General features: G+C 51.6%; 15 protein-coding genes. 10 read left to right on the forward strand and 5 right to left on the reverse strand.

Features of this window, described 5'->3' with window-relative positions; all coding sequences use genetic code 11:
* The 5 genes from WC903_03910 to tsaE all read left to right on the forward strand — a co-directional run.
* On the forward strand, positions 1-328 hold a 328-nt coding region (locus WC903_03910), incomplete at its 5' end, for a DUF4870 domain-containing protein (protein MFA5893089.1).
* A 7-nt stretch (positions 329-335) separates the two neighbouring features.
* Positions 336-1,712 carry a tRNA lysidine(34) synthetase TilS gene (gene tilS / locus WC903_03915; protein ID MFA5893090.1) on the forward strand — a complete coding sequence of 459 codons (1,377 nt, stop codon included), beginning with the start codon at positions 336-338 and terminating at the stop codon, positions 1,710-1,712.
* Positions 1,709-2,893, forward strand: a complete 1,185-nt coding sequence (folP, locus tag WC903_03920; GenBank protein MFA5893091.1) for a dihydropteroate synthase — start codon at positions 1,709-1,711, stop codon at positions 2,891-2,893. Before tilS ends, folP begins: the two co-directional genes overlap by 4 nt.
* 2 nt (positions 2,894-2,895) lie before the next feature.
* A complete protein-coding gene (gene folK / locus WC903_03925) occupies positions 2,896-3,555 on the forward strand; it encodes a 2-amino-4-hydroxy-6-hydroxymethyldihydropteridine diphosphokinase (protein MFA5893092.1) in 660 nt (219 codons plus the stop codon).
* 27 nt (positions 3,556-3,582) lie between these two features.
* Complete coding sequence (gene tsaE, locus WC903_03930) at positions 3,583-4,029, forward strand: tRNA (adenosine(37)-N6)-threonylcarbamoyltransferase complex ATPase subunit type 1 TsaE (GenBank protein MFA5893093.1); 447 nt, start codon at positions 3,583-3,585, stop codon at positions 4,027-4,029.
* Positions 4,030-4,037: 8 nt separating this feature from the next.
* Here tsaE and WC903_03935 read toward each other — a convergent pair whose 3' ends face one another.
* Positions 4,038-5,174: a hypothetical protein gene (locus WC903_03935; GenBank protein MFA5893094.1), complete on the reverse strand. Its 1,137-nt coding sequence runs from the start codon at positions 5,172-5,174 to the stop codon at positions 4,038-4,040.
* Between the two features lie 52 nt (positions 5,175-5,226).
* On the opposite strand from WC903_03935, the gene tsaB reads away from it, so the two are divergent.
* From tsaB to WC903_03955, 4 genes are all read left to right on the forward strand, one after another.
* Entirely contained in the window at positions 5,227-5,886 is a 660-nt protein-coding gene (gene tsaB, locus WC903_03940) for a tRNA (adenosine(37)-N6)-threonylcarbamoyltransferase complex dimerization subunit type 1 TsaB (GenBank protein MFA5893095.1), read from the forward strand.
* A 12-nt stretch (positions 5,887-5,898) separates the two neighbouring features.
* Positions 5,899-6,312 carry a ribosomal protein S18-alanine N-acetyltransferase gene (rimI, locus tag WC903_03945; GenBank protein MFA5893096.1) on the forward strand — a complete coding sequence of 138 codons (414 nt, stop codon included), beginning with the start codon at positions 5,899-5,901 and terminating at the stop codon, positions 6,310-6,312.
* On the forward strand, positions 6,305-8,770 hold the full coding sequence (locus tag WC903_03950; protein ID MFA5893097.1) for a homocysteine S-methyltransferase family protein: 2,466 nt from the start codon (positions 6,305-6,307) through the stop codon (positions 8,768-8,770). Before rimI ends, WC903_03950 begins: the two co-directional genes overlap by 8 nt.
* Before the next feature lie 97 nt (positions 8,771-8,867).
* A complete protein-coding gene (locus WC903_03955; GenBank protein MFA5893098.1) occupies positions 8,868-9,755 on the forward strand; it encodes a hypothetical protein in 888 nt (295 codons plus the stop codon).
* On the opposite strand, the gene WC903_03960 is transcribed toward WC903_03955, so the two are convergent.
* The 4 genes from WC903_03960 to WC903_03975 form a co-directional block, all read right to left on the reverse strand.
* Entirely contained in the window at positions 9,706-10,689 is a 984-nt protein-coding gene (locus WC903_03960) for a serine/threonine-protein kinase (protein MFA5893099.1), read from the reverse strand. The two genes, WC903_03955 and WC903_03960, sit on opposite strands and share 50 nt — an antisense overlap.
* Before the next feature lie 72 nt (positions 10,690-10,761).
* Positions 10,762-11,451: a hypothetical protein gene (locus WC903_03965; protein MFA5893100.1), complete on the reverse strand. Its 690-nt coding sequence runs from the start codon at positions 11,449-11,451 to the stop codon at positions 10,762-10,764.
* A gap of 202 nt (positions 11,452-11,653) precedes the next feature.
* Positions 11,654-12,535, reverse strand: coding sequence for a hypothetical protein (locus WC903_03970; GenBank protein MFA5893101.1), 882 nt, complete (start codon positions 12,533-12,535; stop codon positions 11,654-11,656).
* A complete protein-coding gene (locus WC903_03975; GenBank protein MFA5893102.1) occupies positions 12,532-12,897 on the reverse strand; it encodes a hypothetical protein in 366 nt (121 codons plus the stop codon). The genes WC903_03970 and WC903_03975 overlap by 4 nt, the downstream gene beginning before the upstream one ends.
* 322 nt (positions 12,898-13,219) lie before the next feature.
* Here WC903_03975 and WC903_03980 point away from each other — a divergent pair, with 322 nt between their 5' ends.
* Positions 13,220-13,876 (forward strand): NAD(P)H-hydrate epimerase, encoded by a 657-nt coding sequence (locus WC903_03980; protein ID MFA5893103.1) that lies wholly within the window; start codon positions 13,220-13,222, stop codon positions 13,874-13,876.
* The last annotated feature ends 12 nt before the right edge of the window (positions 13,877-13,888 follow it).

Below are 13,888 nucleotides of genomic sequence, written 5' to 3' on the forward strand. Positions count from 1 at the left end.
AATCCCGGCCCCCGGCATTATTCCTATGAAAGACAAGACACTCGCGGCATTGGCCTATATCACCTGGGTCCCTTCACTTTATGTTGTCCTCACCCGGAAAAGAGGGGAGGAGTTCATGACTTTCCATGGGAACCAGGCGCTCCTTCTTTGGTTGCTGATCTTCCTGGCCTTTTTTACGCTCCGTGCCTTGGTCAACCTGGTCTGGAGCTTGATCTATATCCCGTATCTCGACCTGTTGGAAGTCCTCTTTGGCTTTGGCGCCTGGGGCTACGCTTTTTATTGCGGGATCCGTTGCTACCGGGGAGAACCCTTTACCATTCCCCATTAAGGACAATATGGCCATAAAAGATAAATTCATCGAGACGATCAGGGAATACAAGATGTTCGAGCCGGGCGACCTGGTGCTGGTCGCCGTTTCCGGCGGCGCCGATTCGACCGGCCTGCTTAATTTGCTCTACGCTTTCCGCGAAGAGCTGAAGATCTCGCTCCATGTCGCCCACCTTAACCACATGCTGCGCAAGGGGGACGCCGAACTAGACGTCCGCTACGTGGAAGATATGGCCCAGCGGATGGCGGTGCCGATCAGCGTCGAGTCCTTTGACGTCAGCGACCTGGCGGCGCGCGAGAAGATCGGCATCGAAGAAGCGGCCCGGATCGCCCGCTACGAATTTTTCGGCCGGATGGCGAGAAAGATCGGGGCGGGGAAGATCGCCGTCGGCCACACCGCCGATGACAATATCGAGACCTTCCTGATGCGCCTGTTGCGCGGCGCCGGCCTGCGCGGACTTTGCGGCATCCCGCCGAAACGGGCCAATATCGTCCGGCCGCTGATCAAGGTTTGGCGGCGGGAGCTCGAAGATTACGTCGGGGCGCTCAAGCTGGTGCCGCGGCGCGACCACACCAATTACGAATCAAAATACATGCGCAACAGCGTCCGCCTGAAACTGGTGCCGCAGCTCAAGATCTACAACCTCAACATCAAGGAGATAATCCTCCAGACGATCCTTCTGCTGACCGAAGACAATGTCTATCTGGAAACGAAGGCGGCGGAGCTGCTGCCGGAGATCAAGAGCTTCCAGGATGCCGGCCAGATCAGGTTAAGCCAGGATAAACTGGGCCGGTTGGAACCAACTATCCAGCGCTATGTCCTCCGCCTGGCGGTGGAGCAGGTCAAAGGGAACTTGACCCAGCTTTCGTTCGGCCATATTCATGATGTGCTCGACAAGCTCGGCTCGAACGAAAAATGGGAGATCCATTTGCCGGACAATATCTTTGCCAGCGGTGAACGCAACGTCCTGACGATCTCGCGTGAGCGGCCGAAAGAGCGGGAAGCCAAGCCGTTCCGCTACCTGCTGGCTATCCCGGGTGAGGTCAGGCTCGAAGAGGTTGGGCGGGTCTTGCGCGGCAGTTTTGTCGATAAGGTCGAAGGGGCGACTGGCGAGCAGATCGCCTTTGTCGACTACAGCGCCTTCGGCAAGGAAGTGATCGCCCGCAATAAGCTGGCGGGGGACCGTTTTGTCCCGCTCGGGATGAAAGGGAGCAAAAAGCTCCAGGACTTTTTTGTCGATGAGAAAGTGGCGCCGGCGGAGCGCGACGTTATCCCGGTGGTCGAGAGCGCCGGCCGGATAATCTGGGTGGCAGGCCAGCGGCTGGATGACCGGGCGAAAGTGACCGACAAGACGAAAAAGATAGTCAAACTGGAGTTGTTGTGATCGCGCGCCTGATCGAGGGTGACCCGGCAGCCGAGATGAAGGCGCTCGGCGCCGATCCAGCCGGGATCAGACTGATGGCCCCCAAGGCGGTTTTCCGGCTGATCAAGTTGACGGCCCTTCGCCCGGTCGCGGCCAATATTATCAAACAGACGATGCTATCTAATGGCGGGGACGCGGCGACCGCTTACGGGTCCGTCAATCTCTCCGTCAAAACGACCGATCTCCTGGTCTTTGGCACTCTGCAACAGCTCAAATCGCTGGTGGCAAAGCTCAAGGCCCACCAGTTTGGCCTGCCGGTCATTGCCGCCGAAATTGACCGGGCGCTGGCCAATTATACCGCCAACCCGAAAGCGATCAAGGTCGGCCCCAAGAAAATAACCTTTGGCCGGCGGACATTTGTCATGGGGATATTGAACGTGACGCCGGATTCTTTCTCGGATGGCGGACAATTCAGCGAGCGAGTGACGGCCCTTTGCCAGGCGGAAAAAATGATCGCGGAAGGAGCCGATATCATTGATGTTGGCGGCGAATCGACCCGGCCGGGGGCGCGGCCAGTCTCGGCGGCTGAAGAGATAGCCCGGGTCATCCCGGTCATTAGGGAATTGGGTAAGTGGCGTGGTTGTGCCGTTTCGATCGATACCCGGAAAGCGGCCGTTGCCCGGGCGGCGCTCGAGGCCGGGGCGGATATGGTCAATGACATTTCCGGTTTAAAACATGACCGGCAGATGGGCAAAGTGGTGTCCAGGGCGGGGGTGCCGGTTTGCCTGATGCATCTGCGGGGGACGCCGAAAACGATGCAGCGCAATCCCGTATATAGCGACCTGATGGGCGAGGTCATTGCCGAGTTGGCCGAATCCCTTGCAATTGCGAATAATGCTGGTATACTACATGAGAAAATTATCCTTGATCCTGGTCTTGGCTTCGGTAAAACTGCCGGGCATAACCTTGAGATCATCGCCCGTTTGCGGGAATTGAAGGTTCTTGGCCGGCCTCTTTTGGTCGGTCCGTCCCGTAAATCTGTTATCGGCCAGGTCCTCGGTTTGCCGGTCGAAGCGAGGTTGGCAGGGACGGCCGCCCTGGTGGCGGCGGCGATCATGAACGGCGCCGACTTGGTCAGGGTCCACGATGTCAAAGAGCTGGTCCGGGTCGCTCGGATGACGGATGCAATAAAAAGGAGATAACAATGGCTAAGGCGAAAAAAGTGAAGAAAGCGACGAAAGCCAAAAAGATCAAGCCGGCCGCTAAGCCCAAAAAAGCGGCCAAAGCGGTCAAACTTAAAAAAGGGAAGAAACACAGCGGCCCGGCCGTCGCCTACTTGGCGCTCGGCTCGAACGTCGGCGACCGCGAAGAGTACATCGAACAGGCCTGTTTCCTGCTGGAAAAGAACCCTAACATCCAGGTGATTAAACGCTCGACGAATATCGAAACAGAAGCAGAAGGTGGCGGCGAACAGCCCAATTACATGAACGCGGCGATCGCCATCAGGACGAAGCTTTCCCCCCACAAACTGCTGGAAGTTTGCCAGGAGATCGAGACCGTGCTCGGCCGCGAGCGGGAAGTGGAGTGGGGCCCGCGGACGATGGACATCGATATCTTGATGTATAACAACGAGATCATCTCCGACGAAAAACTGCAGATCCCGCACCCGCTGATGCACGAGAGGATGTTCGTCCTGAAGCCGCTGCGCGAGATCGCGGCCAGCCTCTTCCACCCTGTCCTCGAGAAAACGGTCGAATCGATCTACGAGGAACGGAAAGTCGAAGGGGGAGAGAAGTACGACGACGAACTACCCGGCTTCAAAGAGATCCGGACCGGGGGATACGACGATTATGAGCGGTGGTAGGGGGGAATGACTAATTCCTAATGACGAATGACTAATGAAGGACTTTTTTATCATTCAAAATCTGCCGAAGATACGGTTCAATTGGGGAAAAAGATCGGTTCCATTCTTCAGCCGAACGATATAATTGCTTTGACCGGCCAGCTAGGGGCCGGAAAAACTACTCTGATCCAGGGGATAGCGGCGGGGATCGGCGTCAAAGATTACGTTACTTCACCGACTTTTATCATCATTAACGAGTACCAAGGACGTCTTCCTTTTTATCATATTGATCTTTATCGTTTGGACGAAATAAAAGAGGTTGAAGATCTGGGGATTGAGGAATATTTTAATCGTGGCGGGGTGTGCGTGATCGAGTGGGCGGAAAAGCTGGGCGGTTTGCTTCCCGCGAACGCGGAACGGATCACCATCGAACGATTGTCGGAAAATGAAAGGAACATATGCGTATCCTCGGGCTTAGCGGCGCGGCTAGAGTAGTTTTTGAATCAGTACAATTTTGAAGCAAAAAATACCATTTGTTTATTTGAAGGATCAGCTGCAATTAAAGGGGCCAGGCCATACTTTTCAAAGAATACGCGATAACGACTGGTGAAACCCGGTAAATCCACTTGCAGCTTGCGCCCAAGATCAATATCTGGCCAAAGTAAAACGTCCCCGGTCATGCCAGCCTGTTTATAGGTCCGATAGACCGAAGCCAGTACAAAACCTCTTTCTACGGGCGTGTTCAAGGACGAGAGCATTAAATTGAAGAAATGGCATCTGAAATAGCCGCCGTAAAAATTTGTTAATTCGTCAGTAGAAATATCCGGTTGCGCTTGAGCAAACATGGCTTGGCGGTCTTCTTCAGCCAATGATTCGTTATGTATCGGCGCGGCGAAACCAAAATGAAAACGGACGTTTAATAGTTTGGCTGGCTGTCTTAAGGAGTTTATTTCTTCATGGTCCGATAAACGTAACATATATAGCAGACTATCAAGGCCGATTGGATTGGAATGTTCTCCGTTTCTGATCCGAGAAACAGAATCGCAAAAATCGATAATAAATAGTGGGGAACGCAGGTTTTTTGGTAAAGCCGTAATGTCTGCTGGAAGATGTGCTTTAGTTAAGTCCATGTAAAACCCGTGGAAAAGCACAAGTTGTGTAAGTGTTTCTAAAAAGGGAGAGTGCTGAAGCATTTGATTAACAACTTGACGTCCTTCCTCGGCATGATTCCATTCAATACCAAAAGGCACGCCCAGATCGTGCGCCCAGGCCGCCAATACTAAGGCACTTTTATCAATTGAGGTAAATTGTTCGCAGATGGATATTATTTTATCCGTAGCAGCCTTATAGTCAACCTCATGAGCTATAGGCGTCAAATCTAATTTCCGGCAATCGCTTTGTTTAATAGCCGGGTCAAGTTTTTCGTAGAAGTAACGATTTTCACCTTGTATAACAGCCTGCAATGAATCGACAACGGTTTGAATATGCATGGCTCTACTGGCATTAACCGTGCTTAATTCTGCTACAGCGGTTTTTAAAACGAGGAGATTGTGCGGATACGACCTGCTTCTCTGGCCGAGCTTATAAGCTTTTGGATAAATACTTTTGGTTTCAGTAAGAGATGGCATTGTCTTTCCCAATTATATATCGTCAAAAATAGCCAAGTATTTCATACTTTGCTATACTTTTAATATGCGTATCCTCGGCCTTAGCAGCGCGACTAAAATAGTCAGTCTCGGCCTGGCGGATGAAACCAGGGTCCTGGTTGAGACGACCGTGGCCGGAATGAACTCGGAACGGATCATGTTCTATGTTCAGGAGGCCGGGATAACTCCGGAACAGATCGACGGGGTGGCAGTGGCGGTTGGGCCTGGTTCGTATGCCGGGTTGCGCGGCGGTTTAGCCGCGGCCAAGTCGCTGGCCCAGACCTTGAACGTGCCGCTGGTCGGTGTCCCGACTCTCGACGCGATTGCTTATAACTTAGTGGCAGTCGAAGGGACGATCGCTGTTTGCCTCGATGCCCGGCATGACGAGTATAACTTTGCCCTGTTTGGCGCGGCGGACGGCCGCTTAAAGCGTTTGACCGCTGACCTGGTGATCAAGCTCGATCGGATCAAGGAATTGCTGGGCAAGATAACAGGGGAAATGCATTTCATCGGATCGGGGCTGGGGACCGGGGACTGGGGACTGGGGGAAAATATTAAAGTCGCTGATGAGTTGCAGACTCTCCCTTACGGGATCAATGTGGCTAGGCTGGGGTTGTTAAAGCTCAAAGCCGGGGAGCAGGACGATCCGCTGAAACTCGTCCCAAATTATTCCCACCAACCTAATTTCCGGGAATATGGGGTGTGATATAATTTAACCATGATCACTATTTTCCCCATGAAGGAGAAGGATATTCCGGCGGTCGTGGAGATCGAGCGGATGTCTTTTACTTTTCCCAAGCCGGAAGCTGTTTTTCGCGAAGATGAGCATAAATATCTGGTCGCCAAGGACGAGAACCGGGTGGTCGGCTACATCGGCGTGGAAAAGATCCTCGATGAGACGCACATTATCAACATGGCGGTCCACCCGGAATATCGCGGCAAAGAGATCGGCAAACGGCTGATGCAGCATGTCCTGAACGACGAAGATGTCTTTTTCCTGGAGGTCAGGGTTTCGAACGAGACGGCGAAAAAAATATATGAGCGCTACGGCTTCAAGGTCATCAACACCCGCCAAGCTTACTACGCCGACGGCGAGGACGCGTACACTATGAGGAGGTTCCCTGGTGACTAAGTTCCTGGAGGTTTTACATAATCGGGCCCTGGTGATCGACGGGGCCATGGGGACGCAATTGATGGAGCGCGGTGTCCGGCCGGAAGATTGCTTTGACGGCCAGAACCTGACCCGGCCGGAAGTGGTCCTCGAAGTACATAAGGCCTACGTTAAAGCCGGAGCGGATATCGTTGAGACCAACACTTTTGGCGCGAACCGGATCAAGCTGGCCGATTACGGGCTGGCGGATAAGGTCAAAGAAATAAATGTCGCGGCGGCCAAACTGGCGCGCCAGGCGATCGGGGAGAAAGGTTTTGTTTGCGGTTCGATCGGTCCGCTCGGCAAGATGATCGACCCGCTGGGGAAAGTCACTTTCGATCAGGCTTACGCCGCTTTTGCCGAGCAGGCTAAAGCGCTGGCCGAAGGCGGGGTAGACGTTGTTTCGATCGAGACAGTCTCTGACCTGCAGGAGATGCGGGCCGCGGTCATCGCGGTGAAAAGCGAGACGCAACTCCCGATTATCGCCAGCCTGACCTACGACGCGGATGAGAAAACCGTTTATGGGACGACGCCCGAGGTCGCGGTGGCGGTCCTCGAACCGCTCGGCATCGACGTCATTGCCGCTAACTGTTCCACCGGTCCGGAAGGGATGCTCAAGGTCGCCAAACGCTATCTGGCCGTGACTAAACTGCCGGTCATGGTGATGCCCAACGCCGGGATGCCGGAGCTGGTCGGCGATCAGGCGGTTTATAAGATGACCCCCGAGAAGTTCGGCGCGTTCGCCAAAAAGTTCGCGGAGCTGGGCGTTAAAATTATCGGAGGATGTTGCGGGACAAACCCGGCCCACATCAAAGCTATCAAATCAGTCATTTCAAACCCCTATCCCCTATCCCCTTCCCCCTTACTAAGGGGGAAGGGGAATAAGGGGTTAGGGGTAAAATTCGCTTCCCGGACTAAGGTTGTTGTGATTGAAGCCGGGAAGACTATGCTGGTCGGCGAGCGGATCAATCCGACGGGACGGCCGCTTTTTCAGGCGGAGATCAAAGCAGGGAAGAGCCAGGTGATCAGGGCGGAGGCGCGCGATCAAGCCAAGGCCGGCGCGGACCTGCTTGATGTCAACGTTTCTGTTCCGGACGTCCATGAGTCGGAAGTGATGCCTACCGCGGTCAAAGTCGTCCAATCGGCCAGCGAACTGCCCCTCTCGATCGATAGCCCCAATTATGCCGCCCTGGAAGCGGGCTTGAAGGCGTTTTGCGGCAAAGCGCTCCTCAATTCGGTCAACGGCAAGCGCGAAAGTATCGAACGGGTCATCCCGCTGGCGAAAAAATACGGCGCGGCGATCATCGCCCTGGCCTTGGACGAACATGGCTTGCCGAACAGCGCGGCCGACCGGCTGCGGATCGCCGAGAAGATCGTCCAGGCGGCGGTAGAAAAAGGGATAAGTAAAGAAGACATTTATGTTGATAACCTGGTCATGACCGCCGGGGTGGGGATCGCCGGTTGTTTGGAAGCGTTGAAAGCGATCCCGCTGGTCAAGGAAACTCTCGGGGTCAAGACGATCATCGGGATCAGCAACGTTTCGCACGGTTTGCCCGACCGGGCTAAGATCAACGCCCTTTATTTCCAGCTTGCTTTGGCTTACGGGTTAGACGCGGCGATCGTTGACGTAACGGATAAACTGATGCAAAAGGCCATCAAGGTGCCAGGGACTAGGTACCAGGGACCGGGGACCAGGGATGATTTATTAAAAGCTTTCAAAGTTGAAGTGGAGAAAGCGCGGCGGGGTGGGAAGCCGGCGGAAAAGAAGCACGAGTTGGCCGTTAAAGACGTTAAGTTCACAGGCTATCCTGATATCACCAAGGCGGTGATCGCCGGGGACAAGGAATTGACCGGGATCCTGGTCAACCTGGCCTTGGCCAAGAAGCTGGCCCCGCAGAAGATCATTGACCAGGGGTTGATCCCGGGGATGGAAGTGGTCGGTAAGAAATTCAATAAGAAAGAATATTTTCTCCCTCAGGTGATCGAAGGGGCGGAGGCGATGACCGCCGGCTTTATCCTCTGCAAGGCGAAGATCCCGAAAGGGGAGATCAAAACCACCGGTAAGGTCGTCCTGGCGACGGTCAAGGGAGACATCCACGACATCGGCAAGAATATCGTCAAAATGATGCTCGAAAACCACGGTTTTGCCGTCATCGACCTGGGGAAAGATGTCCCGGCAGAGAAGATCGTAGAAGTGGCCAAGAAGGAGCGGCCGAATGTGATCGCCCTGTCGGCCCTGTTAACGACCACCATGGTCGAGATGGGGGTGGTCAAGACGGAGCTTACGAAAGCTAAACTGAATATTCCTCTCTTAGTCGGCGGGGCGGTCGTGACCAAGGGCTACGCCGACCGGATCGGCGCCGTCTACAGCCTTGACGCGGTTGGGGCGGTTTCGCTGGCGAAGAAAATCATGAAACAAGCGCTTAAAACAAGAAAATAGAATATCCCAGAAATCCAGTGTTTTTGAAACCACGCTATATTAGAAACTTCTGAAATCGCCCTAAGTATTTGCGGAGATACGGGAGAGGTGTGTTTTAATGAGCCTGAATGCAATCCTTGTTTCAAATAGCATGGGAGTACAATTAAGTAACAGCGGGAAAAGTCTCCGGAGCTTATTACTAACTAAAAAGATCAATGTTCGTGGGATAAGTCCCAACCTGTTAAGAGGTATATCTTATATCCCTGAAGTTGCGCAAAGAATGAAAACCGCAAAAGGGGATATAAAGAGCATAATTTTTCCTCCGGGGATCACCAAGGAACAAATTCGAGAGATCTTCAATACGCCTGGAATGCCTGGCTTGTATCGGGAGGGCTCTTCTTTTATTGTCGTCCTATCCGGCGCAACCAGACAGATCGATGAATTACATTGTTTAAGTGAAGCAGATTTAATTAAGAAGCTGTCGTTACTTAAAGCTAACAAAGATTACGAGATGATCGCCGAAATAGCCAATAGTTTGACCTGGCCGGCCAGGAACGTCTGCCTGACGATCGTCAGAGCGTTTCAAAGAGTTGGGAACTACGAAGCCGCGATAGATATGCTGGCTCGATTGCCTGCGGATAATGAAACAGCTAAGATCAAAAATACGCTTGTCGAGCAATTGGCTCGGGCCAGACGCCGGTGGGTCGCAGCGAAATTTATGCCTGTTATCGCCGGCAAAGCCGACTGGACCACACTATTTATTGACGATAATCATCAGCAGCTGGTTGACCGTTTGTGCGCCTGTGAAGGGCCTAAATTAGAATTCGATCTGACTCACGCTGACCATCTCTTGACCCCGGAGGCTTATCGTTTCGTTCGCGATCATGCCGGTCAACATAAATTGTTTGCCTGCTGGCAAAGGGCGATCATTAAGATGAGGCCCGAGATTGAACAACTCAAGACAGCGCCTCCAGGATCATGCTCTGCAGTTGGTCGGGATGGCTAAGCCGTTGTTTCGGATCTCTTTCTAATAATCCAAGGAGAATTGGCCTGACCGGCGGAGGGATAGGGTTGAGCCATTTATCAGTTAAGATCAAGCCGTATTCCGGAAAGGAAACTTTTGCGGATTGAATACCCAAATAAATTTCTCTCTGCCATGGTATTGTTTGGGTCAGTATGCGATAGAGTATGATTCCCAGGGAGTAATAATCAGACTCTTCGGTGACGAATCCGGATCCACGCATGATTATTTCTGGAGCGGCAAATTCAGGCCGACCAAAAAAAGTAGTGGGGTAGCCAATATCATTATTTTTTGTTAAGTCCTTAACTAAACCGAGATCGATAAGCGTGACCTTGCCTGCCGGAGAAATCATGACGTTGTCGTTCTTTAGATCTCTGGCTATGATTTGATTTTGATGGAGGTAGTCCAGTACTTCGACCACACTGTAAAGTATCACCAGCGCTTCCTTGTGATTTAGTAATGAGTTTGGGCGTTCAAAATTGTCTAAATTGACCCCGGCTAAATATTCTTCCACAAAATAACCCTCTCCCCAGTCACTGCAACAGCGAACGAGACTGGGATGACTCAATCTTTCTAATAACTGGCCTTCTCGTTCTACCAGTAGATCTGTATTTTCGCAGCGACCTCTTTTGATTACGACCAAACTTCCGCTTTCCATATCACGGGCTTTGTATACGGTGGACGTCAGAGTGCAGGCGATGATCTCTTCAACCTGATATTTTGGCCCGAACATACCCTGGTAATTAACTTTAGTTAGCTGTTTGGGATTGAGGGCCCTGACCCTGTCGCCGATTCTTTCTTGAATGGCGCGCATCCGCGCCATCAGTTTTTGCGGATTAAGGGAGCCGCCGGCGACCGCCGTTGTCCGGTCGGCCAAGCGGTAAAATCTTGCCGGGGATATTCCGTCTACAGGGCTCATATTTATTTTTCCCCACTCAACTTTTCGCCGATCGTCAACTGCGGATTGGCGACATTGCGTAATTTCATATAATTACCAAAACCTTCTAAGCCTATCCGCGGCTTCGATTGGTGTTAGCCAGACCGGAGGAGCCGGTTTATCCGCCAGGAAAATATTTGGATAGATGATTCGGGCATAGGGCAGGGTTTCTTCAGGGAAAAGAATTGGTTGGGGGTCAATCCGCCTGTCATTGTTAGGATCAATTTCTAAAACGCTTGCTCCGGCGGTAAAAGTCGATGCCAGCAGTTCAAGATGCAGGTGATACCGCCCGTCAAGATAAGAAGTATCTTCGTCCGCCAGATGTCCCAGCGCACCGCCCGCCGGAATAAGATCAAACGGTTTTAACCCGGCAATGGGTTTAGCATGTTTAATAACCGAACAAAGGAGCCTCTCTTCACAAATCGCGTGCGCCAGCCTGATCTCGGCCAGATAACTGCGGCCGGGATCAACGATATTAATGATGACGCCCTCAAAGATCGAGACAACTGGTGTTCCCGAAGGCAAGCCGATCACCAGTTCTCCGGAAGTTCTTTGGAAAGCCATAAAATCAAGGCCGGGATGTTGGGGATCAAAACCGTTGACGTTCAGCCAGCCTTTAAAACAGCCTTTAACATCTTTAATTCTTGAAGTATCGATAGGCGAGCGAGGTGCCGGTTTTATGGCTGACCATTTTTCAATTTTCGGCAGTCTTCCAAATATTTGATTGGCAGGGATGATTATCATGCTTTTTTATCGGCTCCGGAGTTGATGAATTTCAATGAAACCGCGACTGTCCAGAGCCACACTTGATACGGATATCTTTATTGCGAGCAGCGGCTGGGTTAAAACCCCGCGGCGAGCCGGGGATGTTTTGGCGTGGGAATTTATTTAACTAATCCCCGGCGATTGATTGGTTTTATATCGTCTGATATCGTTAAATTGATTCTTAGCACGGGATGGCCACTCCAATCCCGGCATAAGTACTTCGCCAGAATCCCCAGTATTCGCTCCAATCGACCAATTTAATGTTATGGAGTAAAGCGGCATCCCGGGGATGGGGGGTGGTCAACCATTGATAGAATTCTTCTTCGCTTTTTGCTCCGCTATTTTCCCTCATCGCGTTCAACATCGTCTGATCGATTTGCATCTTTATAATATCCAATTCGTTTAGCGATCCCGCAAGAACTGATGATTTGTTCCCGGCTATTATTTCTTTCCATTCCTGTGCCTCTCTTTCTGCCTCCTCATCAAGTTCCGCTTGAGTATGGAAGAAAGGCAAGGCAAGAATTTCATCCAAAACCGGCCCAGAGGAAAAAGAGGACCGAAATTCTCTTAATACCTCTCCAATACTTTTTGTTAATGGGTTTTTGGCGGTGCCTTCCAGGCAGCCGAGAAAACGTTTTATTGATTCAATGTCAAAATTGCTAAAAGGAGAGACTGCGAGAATTGTTTTAACCGATCTGTAGGGATAATCGAAGCCCATGTATATTAATCCCAGGTCGCTGGAAAAAGTCCTGACCAGATTAGCGTTAAGATCAAGTTCTGTAATATTAATGCTTAAACGGCAGCAGTATTCGCAGGAGGATAATATTTCACTGGTTCGCTGTTCGCGATAAGCATAAAGGCTTTGATTATCATCCGTGACCAGAATTCCAGCCAGTACGCCTTGTGTCGCGCCATCAAAGGCAGCGCCGAATTTATCGGTTTTGCCGGTCCCGCCTAAAACCTTGAAATGCGCGGGCAGGGCGTCATTTTTGTAATGTTCGTTAATGATAGAAAAAGCCCGCCCCTGCCGACAAAGCGAATTCAAACGTATCTTTTCAATCATGATTTTTTATCTGATGAATTAAACCAGACTGAATATGGATTTTTGGGGTTGAGAGGAGTTAGTTTAACCAGCCGGCCGGTTCTCCCGCAGGAAGAATATAATTCAATCAGCAGGCCAAGTTCATCATATTGGCCGTTTTGGCCGAGAAGATAAGGGAGCAGCTGTTTGAATGATGCTCTTTTCATGCCGAGAACAAACTCCGCCCCGCGACATAAGGCGGCGACCGAACTCCCGTGATTAAGGTTCCCTCTGGTTCGAGAATTAATACCGCTTAATAATGTTTCAAGCCCCTCAACGGAAACAGGCTTATGCTCGTCATTTTCGATCCAGATCCTTTTAAAACGAGAAACCCATTCCGGCATTTTTCCTAATCCCAAGGATAAGCTCTGTTCCGCAAAACCGTAAGCGGTCAAGCGATGCGGAACCGCCAGTCTTATATAGGATTCCACCTGTTGGATGCTCGGCGCCGAAAAAGCGACGATTTGAAAACAGTAAACTCTCTCCCAGCTCCTTTCTCCCCCGGCCGCGGGACGAAATGACTTTGGACGATTGGAGGGAGCAGGGATCAGTCCTGGCCCTGGCAAGAGATTAAAGCGGACCGTTCTAATTGTCATGCTTATCTGTCGTTTACGGCCGGGAAAAATTTCAGGTTAAAGTCCGCGCTTGATGTTATAATATGGCTCCATGCGAGCCATTACCACCGCGGAAGCCCGCCAATTTGACCGCGACGCCCAGAAAAAGTACGGAGTCCCCTCGATTGTCCTCATGGAGAACGCCGGGCGGGCGGTAGCGGAAGAAGCGATCAAAGTTATTCGTAACGCGAAACGCATATCACGTAACGCGCGCGTGGTTGTTGTTTGCGGGGTAGGGAATAATGGGGGAGACGGGTTGGTTGCCGCGCGGCATTTACTTAGCTCCGGTTATAAAGTTGAAGTGTTGCTCGTCGGCGATCACTCACGATTAAAGAACGATCCCAAGATCAACTACGATATTCTCAAGCGTTTAGGGCGTGGAATCCGGTTAAATAACGACCTGAAAAACCTGAAAACAGGCCTGATCATAGACGCGATCTTCGGGATCGGATTAAGGGATGAAGTGGGGGCGCCGTATCGCGCTGTGATCGAAGCTATTAACCTCTCAAAATTGCCGGTCCTCTCCGTCGATGTCCCTTCCGGTCTTGACGCCGACACCGGTGAGCCATTAGGTCTGGCGGTTAGAGCTAAGCTGACCGTTACTTTTGTCGCTAATAAGGTTGGGTTCACCAAGCGAGCGGCCAAAAAATATACTGGGAAGGTCGTGGTCAGGGATATTGGGATACGGCTTTCACCATTTGACATCTGACATCAGTCGAGT

It is taken from the genome of Candidatus Margulisiibacteriota bacterium, from assembly GCA_041658645.1.
Lineage (GTDB): Bacteria > Margulisbacteria > WOR-1 > O2-12-FULL-45-9 > XYB2-FULL-48-7 > JBAZZV01.

Excerpts from the sequence above, each read along its gene's own strand:
- tilS (MFA5893090.1), top strand. The coding sequence starts at position 336 with ATGGCCATAAAAGATAAATTCATCGAGACGATCAGGGAATACAAGATG.
- folK (MFA5893092.1), top strand. The coding sequence starts at position 2,896 with ATGGCTAAGGCGAAAAAAGTGAAGAAAGCGACGAAAGCCAAAAAGATC.
- tsaE (MFA5893093.1), top strand. The coding sequence starts at position 3,583 with ATGACTAATGAAGGACTTTTTTATCATTCAAAATCTGCCGAAGATACG.
- tsaB (MFA5893095.1), top strand. The coding sequence starts at position 5,227 with ATGCGTATCCTCGGCCTTAGCAGCGCGACTAAAATAGTCAGTCTCGGC.
- rimI (MFA5893096.1), top strand. The coding sequence starts at position 5,899 with ATGATCACTATTTTCCCCATGAAGGAGAAGGATATTCCGGCGGTCGTG.
- WC903_03955 (MFA5893098.1), top strand. The coding sequence starts at position 8,868 with ATGAGCCTGAATGCAATCCTTGTTTCAAATAGCATGGGAGTACAATTA.
- WC903_03960 (MFA5893099.1), bottom strand. The coding sequence starts at position 10,689 with ATGAGCCCTGTAGACGGAATATCCCCGGCAAGATTTTACCGCTTGGCC.
- WC903_03965 (MFA5893100.1), bottom strand. The coding sequence starts at position 11,451 with ATGATAATCATCCCTGCCAATCAAATATTTGGAAGACTGCCGAAAATT.
- WC903_03970 (MFA5893101.1), bottom strand. The coding sequence starts at position 12,535 with ATGATTGAAAAGATACGTTTGAATTCGCTTTGTCGGCAGGGGCGGGCT.
- WC903_03975 (MFA5893102.1), bottom strand. The coding sequence starts at position 12,897 with ATGCCGGAATGGGTTTCTCGTTTTAAAAGGATCTGGATCGAAAATGAC.
- WC903_03980 (MFA5893103.1), top strand. The coding sequence starts at position 13,220 with ATGCGAGCCATTACCACCGCGGAAGCCCGCCAATTTGACCGCGACGCC.